Annotated in this window: 17 protein-coding genes; 11 read left to right on the top strand and 6 right to left on the bottom strand. The window is 65.4% G+C overall.

Going from position 1 to position 22,500, the window contains the following annotated elements; all coding sequences use genetic code 11:
* Window positions 1–71 precede the first annotated feature (71 nt).
* Window positions 72–1,502 carry a sensor domain-containing diguanylate cyclase gene (locus U1R88_RS22895; protein WP_322433334.1) on the top strand — a complete coding sequence of 477 codons (1,431 nt, stop codon included), beginning with the start codon at window positions 72–74 and terminating at the stop codon, window positions 1,500–1,502.
* Window positions 1,503–1,623: 121 nt separating this feature from the next.
* On the opposite strand, the gene U1R88_RS22900 is transcribed toward U1R88_RS22895, so the two are convergent.
* Window positions 1,624–2,319: a GntR family transcriptional regulator gene (locus tag U1R88_RS22900; protein ID WP_322433335.1), complete on the bottom strand. Its 696-nt coding sequence runs from the start codon at window positions 2,317–2,319 to the stop codon at window positions 1,624–1,626.
* Window positions 2,320–2,431: 112 nt separating this feature from the next.
* Between U1R88_RS22900 and U1R88_RS22905 the strand changes: the two genes are divergently transcribed.
* The 3 genes from U1R88_RS22905 (at window position 2,432) to U1R88_RS22915 (ending at window position 6,939) form a co-directional block, all read left to right on the top strand.
* The gene (locus tag U1R88_RS22905) at window positions 2,432–3,799 is read left to right on the top strand and encodes a glutamine synthetase family protein (protein WP_322433478.1); all 1,368 of its coding nucleotides are present in this window, start codon (window positions 2,432–2,434) and stop codon (window positions 3,797–3,799) included.
* Between the two features lie 97 nt (window positions 3,800–3,896).
* Window positions 3,897–5,216 (top strand): NAD(P)/FAD-dependent oxidoreductase, encoded by a 1,320-nt coding sequence (locus U1R88_RS22910; RefSeq protein ID WP_322433336.1) that lies wholly within the window; start codon window positions 3,897–3,899, stop codon window positions 5,214–5,216.
* Window positions 5,217–5,514: 298 nt separating this feature from the next.
* Window positions 5,515–6,939 carry an aldehyde dehydrogenase family protein gene (locus tag U1R88_RS22915; RefSeq protein WP_322433337.1) on the top strand — a complete coding sequence of 475 codons (1,425 nt, stop codon included), beginning with the start codon at window positions 5,515–5,517 and terminating at the stop codon, window positions 6,937–6,939.
* A 136-nt stretch (window positions 6,940–7,075) separates the two neighbouring features.
* Here the strand turns inward: U1R88_RS22915 and U1R88_RS22920 are convergent, their stop codons facing one another.
* A complete protein-coding gene (locus tag U1R88_RS22920; protein WP_068294577.1) occupies window positions 7,076–8,575 on the bottom strand; it encodes a CoA-acylating methylmalonate-semialdehyde dehydrogenase in 1,500 nt (499 codons plus the stop codon).
* A 230-nt stretch (window positions 8,576–8,805) separates the two neighbouring features.
* Here U1R88_RS22920 and U1R88_RS22925 point away from each other — a divergent pair, with 230 nt between their 5' ends.
* On the top strand, window positions 8,806–9,693 hold the full coding sequence (locus U1R88_RS22925; protein ID WP_322433338.1) for a LysR family transcriptional regulator: 888 nt from the start codon (window positions 8,806–8,808) through the stop codon (window positions 9,691–9,693).
* A 102-nt stretch (window positions 9,694–9,795) separates the two neighbouring features.
* Here the strand turns inward: U1R88_RS22925 and U1R88_RS22930 are convergent, their stop codons facing one another.
* On the bottom strand, window positions 9,796–11,040 hold the full coding sequence (locus U1R88_RS22930; protein WP_322433339.1) for an MFS transporter: 1,245 nt from the start codon (window positions 11,038–11,040) through the stop codon (window positions 9,796–9,798).
* A gap of 307 nt (window positions 11,041–11,347) precedes the next feature.
* On the opposite strand from U1R88_RS22930, the gene U1R88_RS22935 reads away from it, so the two are divergent.
* From U1R88_RS22935 to U1R88_RS22950, 4 genes are all read left to right on the top strand, one after another.
* Window positions 11,348–12,502 carry an alpha-hydroxy acid oxidase gene (locus U1R88_RS22935; protein WP_322433340.1) on the top strand — a complete coding sequence of 385 codons (1,155 nt, stop codon included), beginning with the start codon at window positions 11,348–11,350 and terminating at the stop codon, window positions 12,500–12,502.
* Between the two features lie 193 nt (window positions 12,503–12,695).
* The gene (locus U1R88_RS22940) at window positions 12,696–15,035 is read left to right on the top strand and encodes a heavy metal translocating P-type ATPase (RefSeq protein ID WP_322433341.1); all 2,340 of its coding nucleotides are present in this window, start codon (window positions 12,696–12,698) and stop codon (window positions 15,033–15,035) included.
* 15 nt (window positions 15,036–15,050) lie between these two features.
* Window positions 15,051–16,562, top strand: coding sequence for a multicopper oxidase family protein (locus tag U1R88_RS22945; protein ID WP_322433342.1), 1,512 nt, complete (start codon window positions 15,051–15,053; stop codon window positions 16,560–16,562).
* A 290-nt stretch (window positions 16,563–16,852) separates the two neighbouring features.
* Entirely contained in the window at window positions 16,853–17,581 is a 729-nt protein-coding gene (locus U1R88_RS22950; protein WP_322433343.1) for a FecR family protein, read from the top strand.
* A gap of 32 nt (window positions 17,582–17,613) precedes the next feature.
* Here U1R88_RS22950 and U1R88_RS22955 read toward each other — a convergent pair whose 3' ends face one another.
* From U1R88_RS22955 to U1R88_RS22965, 3 genes are all read right to left on the bottom strand, one after another.
* Entirely contained in the window at window positions 17,614–18,486 is an 873-nt protein-coding gene (locus U1R88_RS22955; RefSeq protein WP_322433344.1) for an NAD(P)-dependent oxidoreductase, read from the bottom strand.
* Between the two features lie 168 nt (window positions 18,487–18,654).
* Complete coding sequence (locus U1R88_RS22960; protein ID WP_322433345.1) at window positions 18,655–19,239, bottom strand: histidine phosphatase family protein; 585 nt, start codon at window positions 19,237–19,239, stop codon at window positions 18,655–18,657.
* A 91-nt stretch (window positions 19,240–19,330) separates the two neighbouring features.
* Window positions 19,331–20,371: an aldo/keto reductase gene (locus U1R88_RS22965; protein ID WP_322433346.1), complete on the bottom strand. Its 1,041-nt coding sequence runs from the start codon at window positions 20,369–20,371 to the stop codon at window positions 19,331–19,333.
* Between the two features lie 187 nt (window positions 20,372–20,558).
* Between U1R88_RS22965 and U1R88_RS22970 the strand changes: the two genes are divergently transcribed.
* Both U1R88_RS22970 and U1R88_RS22975 read left to right on the top strand, forming a co-directional pair.
* Window positions 20,559–21,482: a LysR family transcriptional regulator gene (locus U1R88_RS22970; protein ID WP_322433347.1), complete on the top strand. Its 924-nt coding sequence runs from the start codon at window positions 20,559–20,561 to the stop codon at window positions 21,480–21,482.
* Window positions 21,483–21,675: 193 nt separating this feature from the next.
* The gene (locus U1R88_RS22975; RefSeq protein WP_322433348.1) at window positions 21,676–22,485 is read left to right on the top strand and encodes an SDR family NAD(P)-dependent oxidoreductase; all 810 of its coding nucleotides are present in this window, start codon (window positions 21,676–21,678) and stop codon (window positions 22,483–22,485) included.
* Window positions 22,486–22,500 lie beyond the last annotated feature (15 nt).

A 22,500-nucleotide genomic window follows, 5' to 3' on the forward strand; every position in this document is an offset into this window, starting at 1 on the left:
GCGAAGCCAACCGGCGGGCCGCGGATCGCATGGCAGGCTTTCTATCGAGAGTGTCAGCAAAGAGCAGCGAGATGGTTCCAGACGACAGCGACAATATTTTCGATCTGGCACCGATGTCGCTCTGGCTGGAGGATTACACGGCCCTGCGTGAGCAGTTCGAGGTATGGCGCGCAGAGGGAGTGGCGGATCTGCGAGCCTTTCTTTTGGCCGACCCCGCCAGGCTTGCGCATTGTTCGAGCCTCATTCGTGTGCTCAAGGTCAACCGCAAGACCCTCTTGCTGTATGAAGCCGACAGTGTCGACCATCTCGTCGCCAATCTCGGCAAAGTGCTGCGTGACGACATGCTCGAGGCGCACGTCGATGAGTTGAAGCAGCTCTGGGACGGCGCCACGGAGTTCCGCAGCAACACGGTCAATTACACGTTGGGCGGCAAGCGTCTCGATATCCAGCTGCGCGGCGTCATCCTGCCCGGACATGAGCAGGTCTGGGACCGTGTGCTCCTGGCCATCGAGGACGTGACCGCCCTCGAGGACGCCCGCCGGCAGACGGCGAAACAGCAGCAATATGCTTCAGCTCTCTTCGAGCACTCGCCGGTTTCGCTCTGGGTCGAGGACTTCAGCCGCATCAAGCAGTTGATAGACGATCTGCGCGGGCGTGGCATTGTCGATTTCCGGGTTTTCACGGATGTGCACCCCGAATTCGTGCGCCAGTGTATGAGCGAAATCCGTGTTCTCGACATCAACAAGGAGACGTTGGCCCTCTTCCTTGCTGCCGACAAGCCGACGCTTCTGCAAAACCTGCCGCGTGTGTTCCAATCCGATATGGAAGCCCATTTCCGCGAACAGTTGATCGATTTGTGGAACGGCGTTTTTTTTCAGCGCCGGGAGGTGCTCAACCACGCACTCGACGGCACCGAACGCTATCTTCTCCTGCAACTGTCCATCCTGCCCGGACACGAGGCGGACTGGTCCCAGGTGCAGGTCGCGCTGACCGACATCACGGCACGCAAGAAGGCGGAAGCCTATCTCGAATATCTCGGCAAGCACGATGTTTTGACCAAACTGTTCAACCGCGCCTTCTATGTCGATGAGCTGAACCGGCTGGAGCGCAACCAGCATTTTCCGGTGTCGATCATCGCCATCGATCTCGATCGGCTCAAGGCCGTGAACGACCAGTGGGGCCATGCGACCGGCGACGCCCTGTTGCGGCGCGTCGGCGAGATCTTGAACGAGGCCGTCAAGAAACCGGGTCATGCCGCGCGCATCGGCGGCGACGAGTTTGCCGTCGTCCTTCCCTATGTCGACGAGCGCGGTGCGACGGCCATGATGGAAAACATCGAGCACCTTCTCGAGATCAACAATCAATATTATTCGCAGATGGCCCTGAGCCTCTCGATGGGCGCCGCCACCAGCCAGGACGGAGAGAAGCTCGAATCCGTCGCCAGGCGAGCCGATCTCCTGATGTATGAGAACAAGCACAGGCATCGTTCCGATCCGAGCTAGAGCAAAGTGCGTTCAAGCGCGAACGCTTATTTGCTCTAACTCCTTGTTCCGACGCGTCTTTGCGATTCCTGGTGATTCCACCAAATCGCAAAACGCTTTAGCGCGTCGCCGGCCGGGCCAGTCAGGTCGCGGCGACGTCCAGCAGCGATGCGACGGCGGAAGGATCGAAGCCGCCGATGCCCTCGCCGATATCGGCGCCGATCGCCTTGACCAGCGCCGCCGGGTCGCGTTGCCGCAAGGCCTGGATGATCTCCTGGTGCCGGTCGACCACGTAGAGTTCGGCGACATATTCCATGGCGACGCCCTGGACCGGGCCGAGCTGCAGCCAGACGCTTTCGATCATCGGCAGCACGATACGATCAGGGCTGATGCTGTAGATGGCACGATGGAACTGCTGGTTGGCGAGCAGGGCGCTGACCTTGTCCTGCCTGGCGATGGCTTGGTCGATGGCAAGATCCGTATCGACCAGCTGGTCGATCTGGCGCTCGGTGATATGCGCGACGGCCCGCCGTGCCGCATGCTGCTCCAGCACGATGCGCAGCGCGATCAACTCCTCGAAGAGTTCAGGTGTGACGACCGGGACCTGGATCCGCCGGTTTTCTAGCAGTTTGAGGGCGCCGATCGAGGTGAGCTGCCGCAAGGCCTCTCGCACAGGCGTGGAGCTGCTTTCGAGCGCTGCCGCGAGGCCGCGTATGGTCAGCGAGGTTCCGGGCCGGAAAGCCCCCACCATGATGGCCTGCCTGAGGCGCAGGAAGACATAATCATGCGTCGTCATGCCATCGGCCCGAGCCAATGGCGGCAGTACCAGCTTCTTCAATAACCTCGCCTCCTCATCAAACCAGCATCTGCTTATCGCGAAGTCGGGCTTGATTCCAGTCGGATATGATGTCACATACTTAATAATGTGATCACAAAATGGAGCGTGCATGATGACGGCCGACAGCATCGATCGGGACACCCTGGCAGCCTTGCTGAAGGAAGACAGTCCGATCGAGAGCATCCAGGCTGTGGTCTGCGACCTCAACGGCATCATGCGCGGCAAGCGCGTGCCGGTCAGCCAGGCCGAAAAGGTGCTGGGCGGCGGCATCCGCATGCCCCTGTCGATCGTGGGCGTCGACGTCTGGGGCGAGGACATCATCGACAGCGAACATGTGTTCGCCTCGGGCGACATGGACGGCATCTGCGGGGCAACCGGGCGCGGCATCCTGCCGGTGAACTGGACCTCGCGGCCGAGCGCCCTGGTGCCGCTCTGGCTCTTCCTGGAGAGCGGTGAGCCCTTCCTCGCCGATCCGCGCCAGGCGCTGGCCGCCGTGGTGCGCGAATATCAGAAGCTCGGCCTGCGCCCGGTGGTGGCGACGGAGATGGAGTTCTACCTGATCGATCCGGAGCCGGACAGCGCCGTGCCGCCGATCTCGCCCTATACCGGCAAGCGGCTCGACTCGGACGCTATTCTCTCCATCGACGAGCTCAACGATTTCGGTGAATTCATCTCCGACGTCTATGCCGAATGTGAGCGCCAGAACGTGGCGGCGGATGCGGCGATCGCCGAGAACGGCATCGGCCAGTTCGAGATCAACCTGTTGCATAGCGACGATCCCTTGAAGGCGGCCGATGACGCCGTGTTCTTCAAGCGCATCGTCAAGGGTGTCGCGCGCAAGCATGGCCTTGCGGCCACCTTCATGGCCAAGCCCTATGGCACGCGCTCGGGCAACGGCATGCATGTGCATTTCAGCCTGCTCGACGACGAGGGGCGCAATGTCTTCAACGACGGTAGCAAGGAAGGCTCGCCGATCCTGCGGCATGCGGTCGCCGGCCTGCTGCGCGGCATGGCCGAGACCACGCTGCTGTTCGCGCCGCATTTCAATTCCTATCGTCGTCTCAGGCCCGATAGCCATGCCCCCACCACGATCGCCTGGGGCTATGAGAACCGGACCGCAGCCGTCCGCATTCCCGGCGGCAGCCCGGCCGCGCGCCGCATCGAGCACCGCGTCGCTGGCGCCGATTCCAATCCCTATCTGGTGGTCGCGGCTATACTCGGCGCTGCCTTGATCGGCATTCGCAAGCAATGGACCCCGCCCGAGCCCATCGTCGGACGTGCGCATCTGCCGAGCGCGTCGGCCAAGATTCCCTCCGAATGGGGACAGGCGGTCGATGCCTTCGAAGCCGGCGAGATCGCCGCCGAGATTTTCGATCCCGTGCTGCGCTCCATGCTGATCGCCTGCAAGCGCCAGGAGATCGCCGGTTTCGCCGAACAGGTCACCGACTACGAGTTCGCCGCCTATCTCGAAATCGTCTGACCCTCCTTTCATTCCATCGACACCGGCCGCTGCCCCCTGGACCAGACCTCTGCTTTGGTTCGACTGCGCGGCGGCCGATCCGTGAGGTATTCCGATCATGTCCACCGTCGAGGTCACCACCACCCATCCGCCGTCATCCAGCGCCGGCCACGCGTCGTCCTACTATGCCGCCACCGCCAAGGGTGCCTTCGAACGCCCAACCCTCAACGAGCATCTGAGTGCCGATATCTGCGTCATCGGTGCCGGCTTCACCGGCATCTCCGCCGCGCTGGAACTGGCCGAGCGTGGCTATAGCGTGGTGGTGCTCGAAGCTGTCCGCATCGGCTTCGGCGCCTCCGGGCGCAATGGCGGCCAGATCGTCAACGGCTATAGCCGCGACCTCGAGGTGATCGAGAAGCGCTATGGCGCGAAGGCGGCCAAGGCGCTCGGCGCCATGGCCGGGGAGGGCGCCGACATCATACGCGGCCGCATCGCCCAATATGGCATTGATTGCGACCTGGTTCCCGGCGGTTTCTTCGCTGCCTTCACCGACAAGCAGCTGCGCGAGCTCGACGAGCAGCAGCGTATCTGGGAGCGCCATGGCCATGGCGGCCTGGAGCGCATCGACAAGGCGGGCCTGTCCAAGATCGTCGCCTCGGAGCGCTATGTCGGCGGGCTGGTCGACCACAAGGGCGGCCATATCCATCCACTCAGCCTGGTGCTGGGTGAAGCGGCGGCGGTCGAGCGGCATGGTGGACGGATCTTCGAGCGTTCGCCGGTACTCTCGGTCGAGCAGGGGGCGAAACCGGTGGTGCGCACCCAGCACGGGGCGGTGACCTGCAACTATCTTCTCGTCTGCGGCAATGCCTATCTCGGCAATCTCCTGCCCGAGATCGGCGGCAAGATGATGCCTGTTTCCAGCCAGGTCGTTGCGACGGAGCCGCTGGACGAGGCCGTGATCCGCGACCTGCTGCCGGCCAATTACTGCGTCGAGGATATGAACTACATCCTCGACTATTACCGTCGCACCGCCGACAACCGCCTGCTCTTCGGCGGCGGCATCGTCTATGGCGGGGGCGATCCGGCCAGCATCGAGGCCAAGATCCGACCAAGCCTCGCCAGAACCTTCCCGCAGCTCGCCAATATCCGCTTCGACTATGCCTGGAGCGGCAATTTCGCCCTGACCCTGACGCGCATCCCGCATATGGGCCGCCTGTCGCCGAGCATCTATTTCTCGCATGGCGACAGCGGGCACGGCGTGACCACCACCCACCTGCTCGGCAAGATCCTGGGCGAGGCCGTCGCCGGCCAGGCCGGGCGCTTCGATGTCTGGAGCAGCCTGCCTTATTATCCTTTCCCGGGCGGCAAGACCTTCCGGGTGCCACTCACCGTGCTCGGGGCCTGGTGGTACGGCCTGCGCGACAAGTTCGGCCTTTGAGGCCGGTCCAAAAGAGATGTTCGATCGGGACGAACTTGCCTCTTGTCGTGCCCGCGCTTGTCCAGGTGCATCCGGAGATCGCTTTTCTCGGCAGGCGCCTCATGGATTGCCGGGTTGGAGCCCGGCAATGACAAAGGCCGGGATATCTTGAATTGAGGTCACATTCGTCGGGACCTCGACGCGCTACCATCGCACCTGCGACATGATGGCTGTTCCAGTGGATCGGCGTGCTGGGGCAGTGTAAGTCCGACATATTCACGAGGGGCGGGGGACCGTCTCCGCAATCAGGGAGTGAGCGATGCTCGACAAGCGCAAGTTCTACATCGACGGTAAATGGGTGGACCCCATCGTTCCCAACGATCTGCAGGTGCTGGATCCCGCCACCGAGCAGCCGGTCGCCGTGATCTCCATGGGCACGCCCGCCGATGTCGACAGGGCCGTCGCTGCCGCCAAGAAGGCCTTCGCCACCTATTCGCGCACCAGCGTCGAGGAACGCCTGGCGCTCCTGGAAAAGCTGCTCGAAGTCTACAAGCGCCGCTATGAGGAGATGGCCCAGACCATCACGCTCGAACTCGGCGCGCCGATCTCGATGAGCCGGGCCCAGCAGGCCGATGTCGGCGTCGGCCATCTGCAGGGCTTCATCGACGCGCTGCGTCATCTCAAGGCCCGTGACACCCTGCCCAATGGCGACGTGGTGCTGCGCGAGCCGATCGGCGTCTGCGGCCTGATCACGCCCTGGAACTGGCCGATCAACCAGATCGCGCTCAAGGTAGTGCCGGCTCTGGCCACGGGCAGCACCTGCGTGCTCAAGCCGAGCGAATTCACCCCGCTCAACGCGCTGCTCTACGCAGAGATGGTGGAAGAGGCCGGCTTCCCCGCCGGTGTGTTCAACCTGGTGAACGGTGACGGTCCCTCGGTTGGCGCGGCTCTCTCCAAGCACAAGGACATCGACATGATGTCCTTCACCGGTTCGACCCGCGCCGGCATCGCCGTCAGCAAGGACGCGGCCGAGACCGTCAAGCGCGTCACGCTCGAGCTCGGCGGCAAGTCGCCCAACATCATCTTCGAGGATGCGGACCTGGAGGATCGCGTCGCCGGCAGCGTGCTGGAATGCTTCAACAACTCCGGCCAGTCCTGCGATGCGCCGACCCGCATGCTGGTGCAGCGCTCAGTCTACGACAAGGTCGTCGACATCGCCGAGCGCACCGGCAAGACGCAGGCCGTCGGCGATCCCAAGCAGGAAGGCGAGCATATCGGCCCGCTGGTCAGCGATATTCAGTTTGGTCGCGTGCAGGCCTTGATCGAGGCCGGCGTCGCCGAGGGCGCCCGCGTGCTCATCGGCGGCCCCGGCAAGCCGGAAGGTTTCGAGAAGGGCTATTTCGTCAAGCCGACGATCTTCGCCAATGTCGACCCCAACATGCGCATCGCCCGCGAGGAGATCTTCGGGCCGGTGCTGTCGATCATTCCCTTCGACACCGAGGAGCAGGCGATCGAGCTGGCCAACGACACCAATTACGGCCTGGCCGCCTATCTGCAGACAGGCGACGACAAAAGGGCCGAGCGGGTGGCGGGACGCCTGCGTGCCGGCATGGTTCACATCAATGGCGGCCCGCATCGCTATGGCAGCCCCTTCGGCGGCTACAAGCAGTCCGGCAACGGTCGCGAAGGCGGCATCTTCGGCCTGGAGGACTTCCTCGAGGTGAAGACGGTGCATCGCCCGTAAGGAATGGTCATCCCGGACGCGCTGCAGCACGCAGTGGTGCAGCGCGTCCGGGACCGCAGGCCGAGTGGGGCTAATTCTGAGCGCGGTCCCGCGTCTGCGGCGCAGCATTGCATGCTGCACCGCGCACGGGATGACATTATTTCATCGTCGGCATCACGAAGTCGGCCCCGGCGCGGATGCCGGTGGGCCAGCGGCTCGTGATAGTCTTGAGCTTGGTGTAGAAGCGCACGCCCTCGGCGCCGTGCATGTGGTGGTCGCCGAACAGCGAGGACTTCCAGCCGCCGAAGGAGTGGAATGCCATCGGCACCGGGATCGGCACGTTGATGCCGACCATGCCGACCTGGATCTGGTGGGCGAATTCGCGGGCGGCGTCGCCGTCGCGGGTGAAGATCGCGGTGCCGTTGCCGAACTCATGCTCGTTGATCATGCGGGCAGCAGTGGCATAGTCGGGTGCGCGGGCCACGGCGAGCACCGGGCCGAAGATCTCTTCCTTGTAGATCGTCATGTCGGTGGTCACGCCATCGAACAGCGTGCCGCCGAGATAATAGCCGTTCTCGTAGCCCTGCATGGTGAAGCCGCGGCCGTCCACAACCAGCCTGGCGCCTTCGGCGACGCCGGTGTCGACATAGCCGCGTACCTTGTCGAGATGCTGCTTGGTGACGAGCGGGCCCATCTCGGCTTCCGGATCGGTGCCGGGGCCGATCTTGAGGGCGCGCACCCGGGGTTCGAGCTTGGCGAGCAGGGCCTCGGCGGTGGCTTCGCCGATCGGCACCGCCACCGAGATCGCCATGCAGCGCTCACCGGCCGAGCCATAGGCCGCGCCCATCAGGGCATCGACGGCCTGGTCCATGTCGGCGTCGGGCATCACGATCATGTGGTTCTTGGCGCCGCCCAGCGCCTGGCAGCGCTTGCCGTTCTGCGAGGCGGTTTCGTAGATGTAGCGGGCGATCGGCGTGGAGCCGACGAAGCTGACGGCCGAAATGTCGGGATCGGTCAGGATGGCGTCGACGGCTTCCTTGTCGCCCTGGACCACGTTGAAGACGCCGTCCGGCAGGCCGGCTTCCTTGAGCCACTGGGCGAGCAGGAGCGAAGCGGAGGGATCGCGTTCCGAGGGCTTGAGGATGAAGCAATTGCCGCAGGCCAGCGCCACCGGGAACATCCACATCGGCACCATGGCGGGGAAGTTGAACGGCGTGATGCCGGCGACGACGCCGAGCGGCTGGCGCAGGGAATGGCTGTCGACGCGGGTGCCGACATTCTCCGTCACCTCACCCTTGAGAAGCTGGGGCGCGGAGGTGGCGAACTCCACTACTTCCATGCCGCGCTGGATCTCGCCCTTGGCATCGGACAGCACCTTGCCGTGCTCGGCCGTGATCACGGCGGCGAGCTCGTCGGTACGCTCTTCCAGGATGTGCAGGAACTTGTTGAGGATGCGGGCACGGCGCAGCGGCGTGGTGGCAGCCCAGCCGGGAGCCGCGGCCTTGGCGGCGGCGGAGGCTTCGCGCACCTCGGCAACGGAGGCGAGGGCGACTTCGGCCGCGGCCTCGCCGGTGGCGGGATTGTAGACCGCCGCCTTGCGACCGCTGCGGCCGGCGACCAGCTTGCCGCCGATGAAATGGGAGATCTCGCGTGTCATCCTCTTCCTCCTGTCCTTCGCCTGCCGGTGGGCGGCGTTCGGCGCGATCTATGAAGTTGATCCGTTCGCACAGCAATGAGAGGGATTGCACTTCCGATGTGCAAAAATTAAAGTCATCAATAGATGATATTCCCGGGGTGCACGGGCATCTTGCCCGTTCCCCCCTTTTCGGCATCCGCTGTGTTTCCAAGGACGGGCAGGATGCCCGTGCACCCGGAATCGGACCCCGCATGAACTGGGATCACATCCGCATTTTCCTGGCGGTGGCGCGCAGCGGGCAGTTGCTTGGCGCGGCGCGCCAGCTCGGGCTCAACCATGCCACCGTCGGTCGCCAGCTCACGGCGCTGGAGGAGACGTTCGGTGCGAGGCTGGTCGAGCGCCAGACCCAGGGCTGCACGCTGACAGCGGCCGGGGACGCCCTGCTCGTGGCGGCGGAAAAGGCCGAATCCGAATTCTTGCGAGTCGGTGCGCTCGTCTCCGGCACCACGGCGGAGATCAGCGGCACCGTGCGCGTCGGCGCACCGGATGGCTTGGGCAATTACTTCCTTTCGCACGAACTGGGCGCCCTGGCGGCCCGCCACCCTGAACTGGTGGTACAGCTGGTGCCACTGCCGCGGACCTTCTCGCTCTCACGCCGGGAGGCTGACATCGTGGTGACGCTGGACCGTCCCGTGCAGGGGCGGCTGATGGTCAAGAAGCTGACCGACTACACGCTCAGCGTCTATGCCTCCAGGCGCTATCTCGAGGCGGCCGCTCCCATCGCCAGCGAAGAGGACCTTGCCGGGCACCTCTTCGTCACCCATGTCGATGATCTCGTCTACAGCCGGGCGCTCGACTATGCCGAGACGCTGGGCAGGCTGATGCGCCGGCGCTTCGAATGCGGCAGCGTGGTCGCCCAGATGGAGGCTGTCAGGGCTGGCCATGGCATCGGCATCCTGCACGACTATGCCGCCCGGCAATATCCCGAGCTCACCCGCCTGCTGCCGGGCACGCGCTTCACCCGCAGCTATTGGCTGGTTTCCCATCCGGACACACACAACACCCGCCGCGTCGCCGCCGTCGCCGACCACATCACCCTGCGTGTCCGGGCCGAACGGGCCCATTTCGCGCGGGATTGAGGGAAGCCCCCGGGACCGCCGGCATCTTGCCGGCTCTTGAAAACGCCACGCTTGCCGGATCGGAAGAAGCCGGCAAGATGCCGGCGGTCCCAGCGGAGCCCTTCATGCCCGCGCTGTCGCCGCCACGACCTGCGGCGTATCGTTGATCGGAAAATGCAGCGCTGCCGCCATCAGGCTGGCAAGGGCGGTCGCCCACCAGACCGGCGTGTAGGAGCCGGTAAGGTCGAAGGTCAGGCCGCCGAGCCAGGCGCCCAGGAACGAGCCGACCTGGTGGCTGAGAAAGCAGATGCCGAACAGGGTGCCGAGATGGCGCACGCCGAAGACCTTGGCGACCAGGCCGCTGGTCAGGGGCACCGTGCCGAGCCAGGTCAGGCCCATCACGGCGGCGAACAGGGTGACCGAGGCGTCCGATTTCGGCGCCAGGAAGAAGGCGGCGATGGCCACGCCCCGGATCAGATAGAGCCAGCCGAGCACATAGTGCTGCCGGTAGCGCCCGCCGAGCCAGCCGCAGGCCCAGCTGCCCGCCATGTTGAACAGGCCGATCAAGGCAAGCGCCTTGGCGCCGGTTCCCGACGGCATGTGGCAGAGCGAGAGATAGCCCGGCAAATGGGTGGCGATAAAGGCGAGCTGGAAGCCGCAGGTGAAGAAGCCGAGCGTCAGAAGACAATAGCCGCGATGGCTAAGGGCCTGTTCGAGCGCGGCCCTCAGCGGCAGGGCAGCTTCTTCTCTCTCGGCTGCACCCTGTCGCGGCCGCCCGTCCAGGAACAGGCCGAAGGGGGCGGCGGCCAGCATGACCAGCGCCAGCACGACGAAGGCCGTGGACAGGCCCGAATATGCCGAGACGACCTGGGCCAGGGGAACCATCGCAACCTGCCCGAACGAGCCGCCGGCGCTGGCGATGCCCATCGCCATGCTGCGTTTTTCGGGCGGGGCCCCGCGGCCGACCGCAGTCAGCACGACACCGAAGGCCGTGCAGCTGATGCCGATGCCGACGAGGATACCGAGACCGAGGACCAGCATGATTCCCGAGGGCGCCATGGCCGCAATACCGAGACCCAGGGCGAACGTGGCGGCACCGAATGCCACCACCGGTGCGGAGCCATAGCGGTCGGCCGCGGCTCCCGCAAAGGGTTGCGCGGCCCCCCAGACCAGATTGTGGATGGCGATGGCAAAGGCGATCAGGGTGACGGGAAGGCCCCGGTCGAGCGAGAAAGGCTCGACGAAAAGGCCGAAGGTCTGCCGGATGCCCATGGCCGCGCTGAGGATGATGGCGGCGGACAGGATAAGCAGCGTCTGGCGGCTGAAGGCGGGCCTTGCTTTGATCGGATCGGACAGGGCTATTTCCATTCCCTATAGCGTTTTGCTCCGGGGAGAGGGCGATCGCGTTCCCGGCGGCGCCGCTTCATCCTTTTTTAGAGAGCTCGATAGACGGCAGGGACGATTCACCCGAATGGCCGGCCTGTACACTCACTGTACGGTATACTTGGCGCATCGGGTGATATGTCCTTCGACCTTGATTGACGAAGGGGTGCTGCTTGCGCCAAGGGATAAGGGGCAACGACGCGGAAACAGGGCGGGCTGGAGAAAAGCAGAAAGAGTGCCGGACAATTCGCATTCCCGGACTGTAGTCACCGCCCGCCGCGTTGAAACCACTGTGCCGCGGCCGCTGCGGCGTTTCCTGGCGCTCGCGGATTTCGAGCCGGCGGCCCGCCGGCATCTGCCGCGCCAGATCTATGGCTATTATGCCGGTGCCGCCGAGACGAATGCCGCGCATGCCGGCAACAGCCGGGCGTTGGCTGCCCTCGGGCTGGTGCCGCGCATTCTCGTCGATACCAGGGCCCGTTCGACGCGCCATGCCCTGTTCGGCCATGCCTATTCCCTGCCGGTCGGCATTGCGCCCATGGGGCTGTCGGGCCTCGCCACCTTCCAAGGTGACCTTGCGCTCGCCAAGGCAGCGGCGGCCGAGGGTGCCTTGATAGTGGCCAGCGCCACCTCGCTGATTCCACTGGAGAGGCTGGCCGAGGAGGGCGGGGCCCGCTGGTTCCAGACCTATCTGCCGGGCGAACCCGAACGCATCAGCCGCATGGTGGCGCGCGTGGCCGCCGCGGGCTTTGAAACGCTGGTGCTCACAGCCGACGTGCCGGTTGCCGCCAATCGCGAGAACAATGCCCGTACCGGCTTTTCGACGCCCTTGAAGCCGAGCCTGAGATTGGTCTGGGACGGTATCACCCATCCATCCTGGTCGCTGGGTACCTTTGCCCGCACTTTGGCCGGCGGCATGCCGCGCTTCGAGAACATGGATGCCTTTCGCGGGCCGACCCTGCTGTCCCGCAACGCGGTACGCGACATCGGCGCTCGTGACGGCCTCGATTGGAGCCATCTCGACCTCATCCGGCAGCTGTGGCGCGGCAAGCTGGTGGTGAAGGGCATCCTCGCCCCCGAAGACGTTGCGATTGCGCGCGAAAGAGGCGTCGACGGTGTCTGGATCTCCAACCATGGCGGGCGCCAGCTCGATATGGCGGTCGCTCCCATGACGGTCCTGCGCGAGGCCGTTTCGGCAGCCGGCGGGATGACTGTGCTGATCGATGGCGGCTTCCGCCGGGGCACGGATGTCCTCAAGGCGCTGGCGCTCGGGGCCGATTTCGTCTTCATCGGGCGCCCTTTCCTGTTCGCCGCTGCCGTCGGCGGGGAGGGCGGCGTCCGCCACGCCTTCGGCCTCCTGCAGGCGGAAATCGCGCGCAACATGGCCATGCTGGGCGTGAGCAGCCTCGATGAACTGCAGCCCGAGCATGTGCGGGCGGTGGGCTGATCGAGGCGTATCACCCCTTCTCCCCTTGCGGGAGAAGGTCCCGGCAGGGGGATAAGGGGTGAAACACCGAAGCCAAAACAAATCGTCAGCTTTCCGAAAATTCTCTTGACCTTCCCATGATGTCAAGCCTTACGCCCTGTTCCCGAAGGCTGGGAGACCAGCGCGAATCGATTGAGAAGCACGGGACGGGCTGATGAACGACCATCACCATCATCACGGCCACCACCACGATCATGCCGGGGCACATTCCGGCGTGAAGGACCCTGTCTGCGGCATGGATGTCGACCCGGCGACCGCCAAGCATTCCATCCAGCATGAAGGGCGCCCCTATTATTTCTGCTCGGCCGGCTGCAAGTCGAAATTCGAGGCGGCGCCGGGACGGTATCTTGGCGAGCGCAAACCGGCACCTGCAGCCCCCGCGGGCACGATCTATACCTGCCCGATGCATCCCGAGATCCGGCAGGAAGGACCGGGGACATGCCCGATCTGCGGGATGGCGCTCGAGCCCCTGCAAGTCACGGCCGAGGCCGGGCCCAATCCCGAACTCGCGGATATGACGCGCCGCTTCTGGATCAGCCTGGTGCTGACCCTGCCTGTCTTCCTCCTGGAGATGGGTGCACACCTCGTCCCGGCGCTGCATTATCTGGTGCCGCCGGCCCGGTCGGCCTGGATCCAGCTTGTCCTCGCCAGCATCGTGGTGCTGTGGGGTGGCTGGCCGTTCTTCGTGCGCGGCTGGCAATCCGTGCTGCGCCGCAGCCTCAACATGTTCACCCTGATCGCCATGGGAACCGGCATCGCCTGGGTCTACAGTCTGGTGGCCGTATTCGCGCCCGGCCTGTTCCCCGATGCCTTCCGCAGCGATGACGGCAGCGTGGCCGTCTATTTCGAGGCGGCCGCGGTGATCACCGTGCTGGTCCTGCTCGGCCAGGTGCTCGAACTCAGGGCCCGCGAACACACGTCGGGGGCGATCCGGGCCTTGCTCAACCTCGCGCCGAAGACGGCGACACGCATAAGGCAGGATGGCTCAGAGGAGGAGATCCCCCTCGACGAGGTGGCGGTGGGAGACCGCCTGCGCATTCGTCCCGGCGAGAAGGTGCCCGTGGACGGTAGCGTACTGGAGGGGCGTTCCTCGCTCGACGAGGCCCTGGTGACCGGCGAATCCATGCCGGTGAGCAAGGCCGTCGGCGACAATGTCATCGGTGGCACGCTCAACCAGACCGGCGCCCTGGTGATCCGGGCCGACAAGGTCGAGGGTGACACTATACTGGCCCAGATCGTGCAGATGGTTTCGCAGGCGCAGCGCTCGCGGGCGCCGATCCAGCGCCTGGCCGACCAGGTCGCCGGCTGGTTCGTGCCCCTGGTCATCCTGATCGCGGCGGCGGCCTTTGCCGCCTGGGCGACCTTCGGGCCGGAACCTCGCTTTGCCTATGGCCTGGTCGCCGCGGTCACAGTGCTGATCATCGCCTGTCCCTGTGCCCTCGGCCTGGCGACACCGATGTCGATCATGGTCGGCGTCGGCAAGGGCGCCGGCCTCGGCGTGCTCGTCCGCAATGCCGAAGCGCTGGAACGGCTGGAGAAGGTTGATACCCTCGTGGTCGACAAGACGGGGACGCTCACCGAAGGGCGCCCGACCCTCACAGCGATCTGGCCTGCCGAAGGTTTTGGCGAAGACGACCTGCTGCGGCTGGCCGCCAGCGTGGAGCGGGCTTCCGAACATCCGTTGGCCCGGGCCGTGGTCGCAGCGGCGGAGGCGAAGGGGCTCACCTTGTCCGCCGTCACTGATTTCGACTCCCCCACCGGCAAGGGTGCGCGGGGTTCGGTCGAGGGCTGGCTCGTTCTCCTGGGCAATGCGGCCTTCATGGCGCAGGAGGGCGTCGCTGTCCCCCTGGTTGCCGAGGCCGACCAGTTGCGCCGGGACGGGGCCACCGTGATCTTCGCTGCCGTCGACGGGCGCCTGGCCGGCCTGCTTGCCATTGCCGATCCGGTCAAGGAAACCACGCCGGCCGCCCTGACGGCCCTGCGCCTGGAGGGCATCCATGTCGTGATGGTGACCGGGGACAACCGCGTCACCGCCGAAGCCATCGCCCGCCGCCTCGGCATCGATGCCGTCGAGGCCGAGGTTTTGCCCGAACGCAAGAGCGCGCTGGTCGAGGCCTTCAAGCGCGAGGGCAAGGTAGTGGCCATGGCCGGCGACGGCGTCAACGACGCGCCGGCCCTGGCGGTCGCCGATGTCGGCATCGCCATGGGCGCGGGAACCGATGTGGCTATCGAGAGCGCCGGTGTCACCCTGGTCAAGGGCGACCTCATGGGCATCGTGCGGGCAAGGCGGCTGTCGCAGGCCACCATGGCCAATATCCGCCAGAATCTCTTCCTCGCCTTCGTCTACAACGCGGCCGGCGTACCCGTCGCGGCCGGCGTGCTCTATCCCCTCTTCGGCATCCTGCTGTCGCCCATCTTCGCGGCAGCCGCCATGGCGCTCTCCTCCGTCAGCGTGATCGCCAATGCGCTGCGGCTGCGCACGCGCCAGCTTTGAACAAGGATCATAGGCATGAACAGACGTGAATTTCTGCTCTCCGGCGTCGCCGCCCTGGTAATTTCGGGACCGGCCGCGGCGCAGATGCAGGATCATTCCAAGCATGGCATGGACATGCCGGGCATGTCGCCTGGGGACGGCAAGATGGCGGCTCCCGGGCCTTTGCCCACGCTGCCGGAGGGAGCGCCACTGCGCGACCTGCCTCGCCTCGCCAACCGGGTCAGCGGGCCCGGGCGTTTCGAGGCCGAACTCACGGCCAGGCCCGCCACCGTCCGCTTTGCCGAGGGGATCGAGACGCCCATCCTCGCCTATGACGGCGAGACGCCCGGCCCCCTGATCGAAGTGACCGAGGGCGACAAGGTCGCCATTCGCTTTGCCAATCGCCTGCCGGGCGAGGAGACCACCATCCATTGGCATGGCATGCCGGTGCCGGCGGACCAGGACGGCAATCCCATGGACCCGGTGTTATCCGGCGCCGATCGGCTCTACACCTTCGAACTTCCTGAGGGCAGCGCCGGCAGCTACTGGTATCATCCCCACCCCCATGGCCGTACGGCCGAGCAGGTTTATCGCGGCCTCGCCGGCGCCTTCATCGTCAAGCCCCGCCAGGATCCGATCCCGGCAGCCTATGGCGATACGCCGCTGTTCTTCACCGATCTGAGACTGGCGGCCGATGGCTCGATCCCGGCCAACACCATGGCGGACCTGATGAACGGGCGGGTCGGCGACCATGTCCTGGTCAACGGCCAGAAGAAGCCCGTCCTGACGCTGCCCGCCGGCTGCCGGCGGCGCTTCCGCCTGTTCAACGCCAGCAACGCCCGCTTCCTGCATCTCAATTTCGGCGAAGCACCGGTCACCCTGATCGGCAGCGATGGCGGCCTCCTGGAGGCGCCGGTGACCGGGCTCCGGACAATCGATCTCGCTCCCGCCGAACGGGCGGAAATCATCGTCGCTTTCGACCAGCCGGGACGACTGGTGCTGAGGGCGGAGGACGTCGATCACGGCTGGATGGGACCGGGACGGCCCGACACTGCCGCTGATGTGATGACCATCGACGTGACGGCGGACAAGGCCGAACAGCCACCGCCCCTGTCGGCGGAGTTGCGCAGCATCGCCGATCTCGGCCAGCCCGTCGTGAGGCGCCGCCTCGAATTCACCGAGACCATGTCGATGGGGGAAGGCGGCATGAAGATGGGCTTTCTCATCAACGGCGTCGCCTTCGACATGAACCGGGTCGACCTCGTCGCCAAGGCAGGGCAGACCGAATTGTGGGAGATCGCCAATCTCGCCGACATGGATCACCCCTTCCATCTGCACGGCACGCAGTTCCAGCCCGTGGAGACAGAACGGGATGGCCGGGTGAGCAAGACACCTTATCGCGCCTGGAAGGACACCATCAATGTCGCGCGCGGCCAAACCGTGCGTCTGCTGGTGCGGCAGGACCATCCAGGACTGCGTATGTATCACTGCCATATCCTCGAACATGAGCAACTGGGAATGATGGGAGTCGTGGAGGTGCGGGCCTGATCCGATCGCCCGCCTTCGCTGGTAAAAGCCTAAGTCTTCTGCATGAGTTCGAGGGGCTTGTAGACGAAAGGGTTTCAGCTAGGATGAATGACTGGGCGCAGGCAAGGACTTCGAGGACCTTACTTTGCGGCCGGTGCCGGAAGAAGCGAACACATCAAGAATAGAGCGGTATCATCATCTGCGGACATTCGTCGAAGCGAATCGTCCCGGCAGGAGGAAGCCGCCGACTTGGCGGTGTCGGGTCCGGTTTCCCGCTGATCCGCAAACACCCTCGTCTGGAAAGCTTCATCATGCCGATCCACCGCCGTTCCCTCCTGGCTGGCCTGTTGCTTGCCGGAATACGGCCGGAGAGAGTGCTGGCCCGGGCAGCCGTGGAGGCGGGCTCGATCCTGGGAGCCAGCGGCGAAAGCACCGCTCAGGCCCGTGGCCGTACCCGTCTCCTTGCGGTCGGCGACCCCGTCTATCTCAACGATCTCCTCGCGACCGGCGAGAGCGCGCGGTTGTCGGCGCAGCTTGGCGACGCCACCCGCCTGCTGCTGGGCGCCCGCACGAGGGTGCGTATCGACAAGTTCCTGGTCGATCGCGGCGGCAAGCTGGTGCTCGAGCGCGGCGCCATCCTGTTCGATCGCCCGCATGACCGCCCCTCGGGCGAGCTTGGCGTGACGACGCCGTTTGGCCTGATCGCCGCGCGCGGCACCCGGTTTTTCGCCGGGCCGAGCTGGGGCAAGTTCGGCGTCTATGTCGAGGATGGCGTCGTCGACGTCGCCACCAAAGGGGGAACTGTGCGTCTCACCCCTGGCTTCGGCACGGAGCTTGCCAGCATGCAGGCGCCACCGGCCAAGCCGGCGCCCTGGAGCCGCCTGCGCATCGGCGAGGCTTGGGGCACCGTGGTCGGGCCGCGCCACACGTTTGGCGGCAGTGACGTCTCGCCCTCGGGTGAGGGGGACATGCCGTCGCCGGGCGGTGGTGGTAAGCCGTCGGATCACACATCAGGCGGCAGTCACCCCGCGCCGAAGTAGTCCGGTTGCGTCACGGGATATTTTTGCCTTGTTCAATGCACCGATCGCGTCTCGATGGCCCGGATGACGGCAGCCATGTCGGCGCCACCCAGGCCGAGACCTTGTGTCTCGCCATAGAGGGCATGGCAGAGGTCGAGCAGGGGCGAGGCGAGCCCCGCACGGCGGGCGGCTTCGGCAACCAGTCGATTGTTCTTCAGGACGTCGGTGATCGAGGCCTGCACCGCGAAATCACCCTCGACCAGTTTTTGCAGCTTGACGCGGGAGACCTGGCTTGCCATCGGGCCGGCATCGAGGACGGCCTGGAATTGCCGCATGTCGAGACCATGCCGTTCGGCGAAATGGGCGGCCTCGGCCAGGCCCGTCACCATGGTGATCAGGAACAGGTTGACGGCCAGCTTCATCGTCAAGGCGCCGGGGACTGCGCCACAGTCGAAAGCCTGATGGCACATCGCGCCGATCAGGGGGCGGATCTCCGCGAGCGCGCCGGCATCGCCCGCCAGCATGCCAACGAGCTGCCCGGCCTCGGCCGGCTTGCGGGAGCCGGAAACCGCGGCTTCGACATAGTGGCCGCCGGTGCTGCGGATCTCCTGGTCGAGCCGGCGCGAATCCTCGGGCGAGATCGTGCCCATCTGGACGATGGTATGATCGGCGGCCCGGCTGTTGAAATCCGCCGTGCCGCGACCGAGCACCGCGTCGATTGCAGCCGTGTCCGCCAGCATCAGGATCACGATGCGCGCCCTGGCGAAGACCTCGTCGAGGCTGCCCGCCACCTCAGCGCCAGCAGCCTGCAGGCTGGCGCATTTATCCGGGGAGCGGTTCCAGACCACCAGCGGCGTTCCCGCCTTTACGAGATTGAGTGCCATGGGTTCTCCCATGACGCCGAGACCGATGAAGCCGACAGGCATGATGACGCGTTTCTCGTCCTGAAATTTCCGAGGAAGGGATCCTACCCCGTGGTCCGGAGGCGATCTTGAACGATTGTGCGAGCCGGCAGCGCGGGGCCACCCCGATGCTCCGGGGCGGCATGGCGGATGGATGAGGGGTGCTTCCTTCCCAGTACTGGGCGGGCTGATTCAAGGTTCGATGCGCGTCCAGCCCTGCAACAGCCGTCGCGTCGCCGCTTCGAAGCTGAAATAGTTGCCGCCGCCCGCCGCCTGGTCGTAGCGACGGTCGATCGGGACGGACAGGAGGCGGCAGAGCAGGAGCGCGCCGATCCCGCCATGGGCGACGATGGCGATGTCGCCATGGCCGCGACCGGCTGCAAGGATGGCGTCGACGGCAGCGGCGATACGGTTCTGGGCGTCGATGGCGCGTTCCCAGCCGCGAATGCTGAGCTCCGGATTGGCGAAGAAGGCGTCGGCGGTGGCTTCGAATTCGGGCGGCGGCAGGAATCCGGTTGCCGCGCGGTCATTCTCATGCAGCGCCGGTATCACCTGTACGGGCAGACCGAGATGACCGGCCAGGATGTCGCCGCCATCACGCGCCTTGCGCTCGTCACTGGTGTAGACGGCGCCGATGCGCGCGACGAATTCATGCCGGTTGAAGGCCTCGTGCCGGGCCCGACCCCTGGCCGAGAGCGGCCATTGCGGCACCGGGATTGCCGGGTCGATCTCGACTTCCGCATGTGTGATGAAATAGGCGATCCTGGTGGCGGCCAAGCGTCGGTCTCCGGCAGTCGAGGCATCGAATTCTCGCCGTTCATTCTGTCCGAAGGGAAGGGCGATTGCCATCCCCTTCGGGCTGATGGCCTCAGGCGCGACCCTGGGGCTCGGGCAGCCGCATTGCCGACTGACGCTCGATCATCCAGCCGGGATATTCGCGCGGCAGGGCACTGACTGCATCGAGGCGGGCGAGTTCGTCGGCGCTCAGCACGACATCGGTGGCGGCCAGATTGTCGTCGAGTTGCTCGATGGACTTGGCGCCGATGATCACCGACATCACGAAGGGCCGATGCAGCACGAAGGCGAGGGCGATGCGGGCAACGGACACGTTGTGGGCCTGCGCGATCTCGCGCATCACATCGATGCAGGCGAAGGCTCGGTCCTTGTCGACGGGCGGAAAGTCGAAATTGGTCCGGCGCGCGCCGTCCGGGCCTTTGCCGTCGCGATCGATCTTGCCCGAGAGCAAGCCGCCGGCGAGCGGGCTCCACACCATCAGGCCGAGCTTTTCAGCCTCCAGCAGCGGAACGGTCTCGCGTTCGAGGTCACGCCCGGCGATGGTGTAGTAGGCTTGCAGGGTGGAGGGCCGCGTCCAGCCATGCCGGTCGGCAAGGCCGAGGGCCTTCATGATCGTCCAGGCAGACCAGTTCGAGATGCCGACATAGCGGATGTGCCCCTGCCTTACGAGATCGTCGAGGGCACGCATGGTCTCCTCGATCGGCGTGAAGCGGTCGAGGCCGTGGATCTGGTAGAGATCGATATAGTCGGTGCCGAGCCGTTTCAGGCTGGCCTTGACCGCGTCCATGATATGGCCGCGCGAGGCGCCGCGGTCGTTCGGCCCCGGGCCGACCGTGCCGAGCGCCTTGGTGGCGAGCACGACATCGGAGCGCTTGCGGCCGGAATTGACGATGGCCCGTCCAGTGATTTCTTCCGACAGCCCGCCCGAATAGACATCGGCGGTGTCGATGAAATTGATGCCGGCATCGAGGGCGCGGGCGACGATGCCGTCGGCCAGGGTCTGGTCGAGCGTGCCGATCGTGTTCCAGAACTCGTTGCCGCCACCGAAGGTCATGGTGCCCAGGCAAAGCTCGGATACGAAGAGGCCGCTGCTGCCAAGTGTCTTGTAGCGCATGAGATATGATCCATGAATCAAGGGGATGGAAGCTGCCGCTCAGGCGGCAGGCAAAGGGCGGGAGCCCGGCTCCCAGCTACGTTTCTAAGATAGACCCCTGCTGGCGAGGCCATAAGCCGGCGACGGCTCCACACGCTGTATAGCTGTGCTATACAGTCGAGCCGTATTCCATTCCAATGGCGCAGAGATGGCACGTAGCGACCCCTTCGACGGCTTGTCCGAATTCCTCGCCATCGTGCGCCGGGGCAGCTTCCGCGCAGCAGCCATCGAGCTCGGCGTTACTGCCGGGGCGGTGAGCCAGGCGTTGCAGGGGCTGGAGCGCCGGCTCGGCCTGCCGCTCCTGCACCGAACTACGCGCAGCCTTGCCCTGACCGAGGAGGGCGAGCGCCTCCTGGCCCAGCTTGGGCCTGCGGCCGAGACTATCCTGGGCGCGCTGGACGATCTCGTGCAGTCGCGGGCCAAGCCCTCGGGCACGCTGCGCCTGCTGGTGCATCGCATGGCGCTCGTGCATGTGCTCGAGCCGGTGCTGCCGCTGTTTCAGCAGCGCTGGCCGGAGGTGCATGTCGACGTGACAGTGGATTCCACCCATGCCGAGCTGGTCGAGGGTGGCTTCGATGCCGGCATCCGTGTCGGCGAGTTCATCGACAAGGATATGATCGCCGTGCGGGTGACACCGCCCTTTCGCTGGATGGTGATGGCCTCTCCGGCCTATCTCACACGGCACGGCCGGCCGCAAGTCCCCGAAGACATCGCCCGGCACCAATGCCTGCGTTACCGGCGGCCCGATGTCGGCGACATCTATCGCTGGGAATTCGAGCGGGACGGCCAGGCGCTCAGTATCGAGCCGCCCGGCACCATCGTCGCCAATGATCCCTGGTTGCTGCGTACCCTGGCCGTACAAGGCATGGGGCTGCTCTACGGCTCGACCCTGCAGGCGGCCGGTGAACTCACCCAGGGTCTGTTGGAGACGGTGCTGGAGGAATTTTCGCCGGCCGGCGACAGCCTTTTCGTCTATTTTCCCCGTACCAGCCGGAGCCAGCCCAAGCTGCGCGCCTTTGTGGAGGCCTGTGCCGAGCATCTGCGTCAATTCGGTGATTCCGGCCTTCCGTAGCATTGGGTTTGGTGCCACAGATGAATGGTCGGACTTTTGAGTCGGCGTCGCACCGCCGCTTCGGGGAACGTGGCAATTCAAGAATGAGCAGGATCGAACCAGGAGAACCTGCGATATTTCAAATACTTGCAGGATTTTTCATTATTGCCCGTTCGCGGAGAGTATTGGGAAATCCTGCTTAGGGGAAACGACCATGGGCGAACAGGGACATCCGGCGGGACAGGGCGACGCAGTCAGCTTGACCGGCTTTTACGGGCTGGAAGGAAAGGTCGCGGCCGTGACCGGCGGCGGCAGCGGCATCGGGCTGGCGGTGGCGCAGGCCCTGGCCGCGGCTGGGGCCGAGGTCGTCATTCTCGATCGTGCGCCGGTGGGCGAGGACGTGCTGGCAAGCGTCAGGGGCGCACACCGCGCCGAAGCGCTCGTCATGGACGTGACCGATGAGGCCGAGGTGACGGCGCGTTTCACCGAGATCGTCGCCCGCCACGGTCATATCGACATCCTCGTCAACAATGCCGGCCTCGCCATCCGTGATGCGGCGGTGGATCTCAGCCTGGAAGCGTGGGACAAGGTGGTGGCCGTCAACATGACCGGCGTCTTCCTGTGCGCGCGCACCGCGGCCCGCCATATGATCGTGGCCGGGCAGGGTGGGGCGATCATCAACACCGCCTCGATCATGGCCCTGTCGGGCGGCGGCGTCTATCCGAATATCTCCTACCAGGCCACCAAGGGCGCCATCGTCAATCTCACCCGCGCCCTGGCGGTGGAATGGGCGCCGCATCGCATCCGTGTGAATGCGGTTGCTCCCACCTATGTTCGTACGCCCTTCATCGCGCCCCTGCTGGCCCAGCCCGAACTGATGCAGCGCATCGAGGCGATGACGCCCTTGCGCCGCATCGCCGAGCCGCATGAGGTCTCCCCGGCCATTCTCTTCCTCGCCGGTCCGGGTGCCGCCATGGTGACCGGCCATACGCTTCCGGTGGATGGAGGCTATCTGGCCCAGTAAAGCCGAGGCTCAGAC

Source organism: Labrys sedimenti (genome assembly GCF_034424805.1).
Classification (GTDB): domain Bacteria; phylum Pseudomonadota; class Alphaproteobacteria; order Rhizobiales; family Labraceae; genus Labrys; species Labrys sedimenti.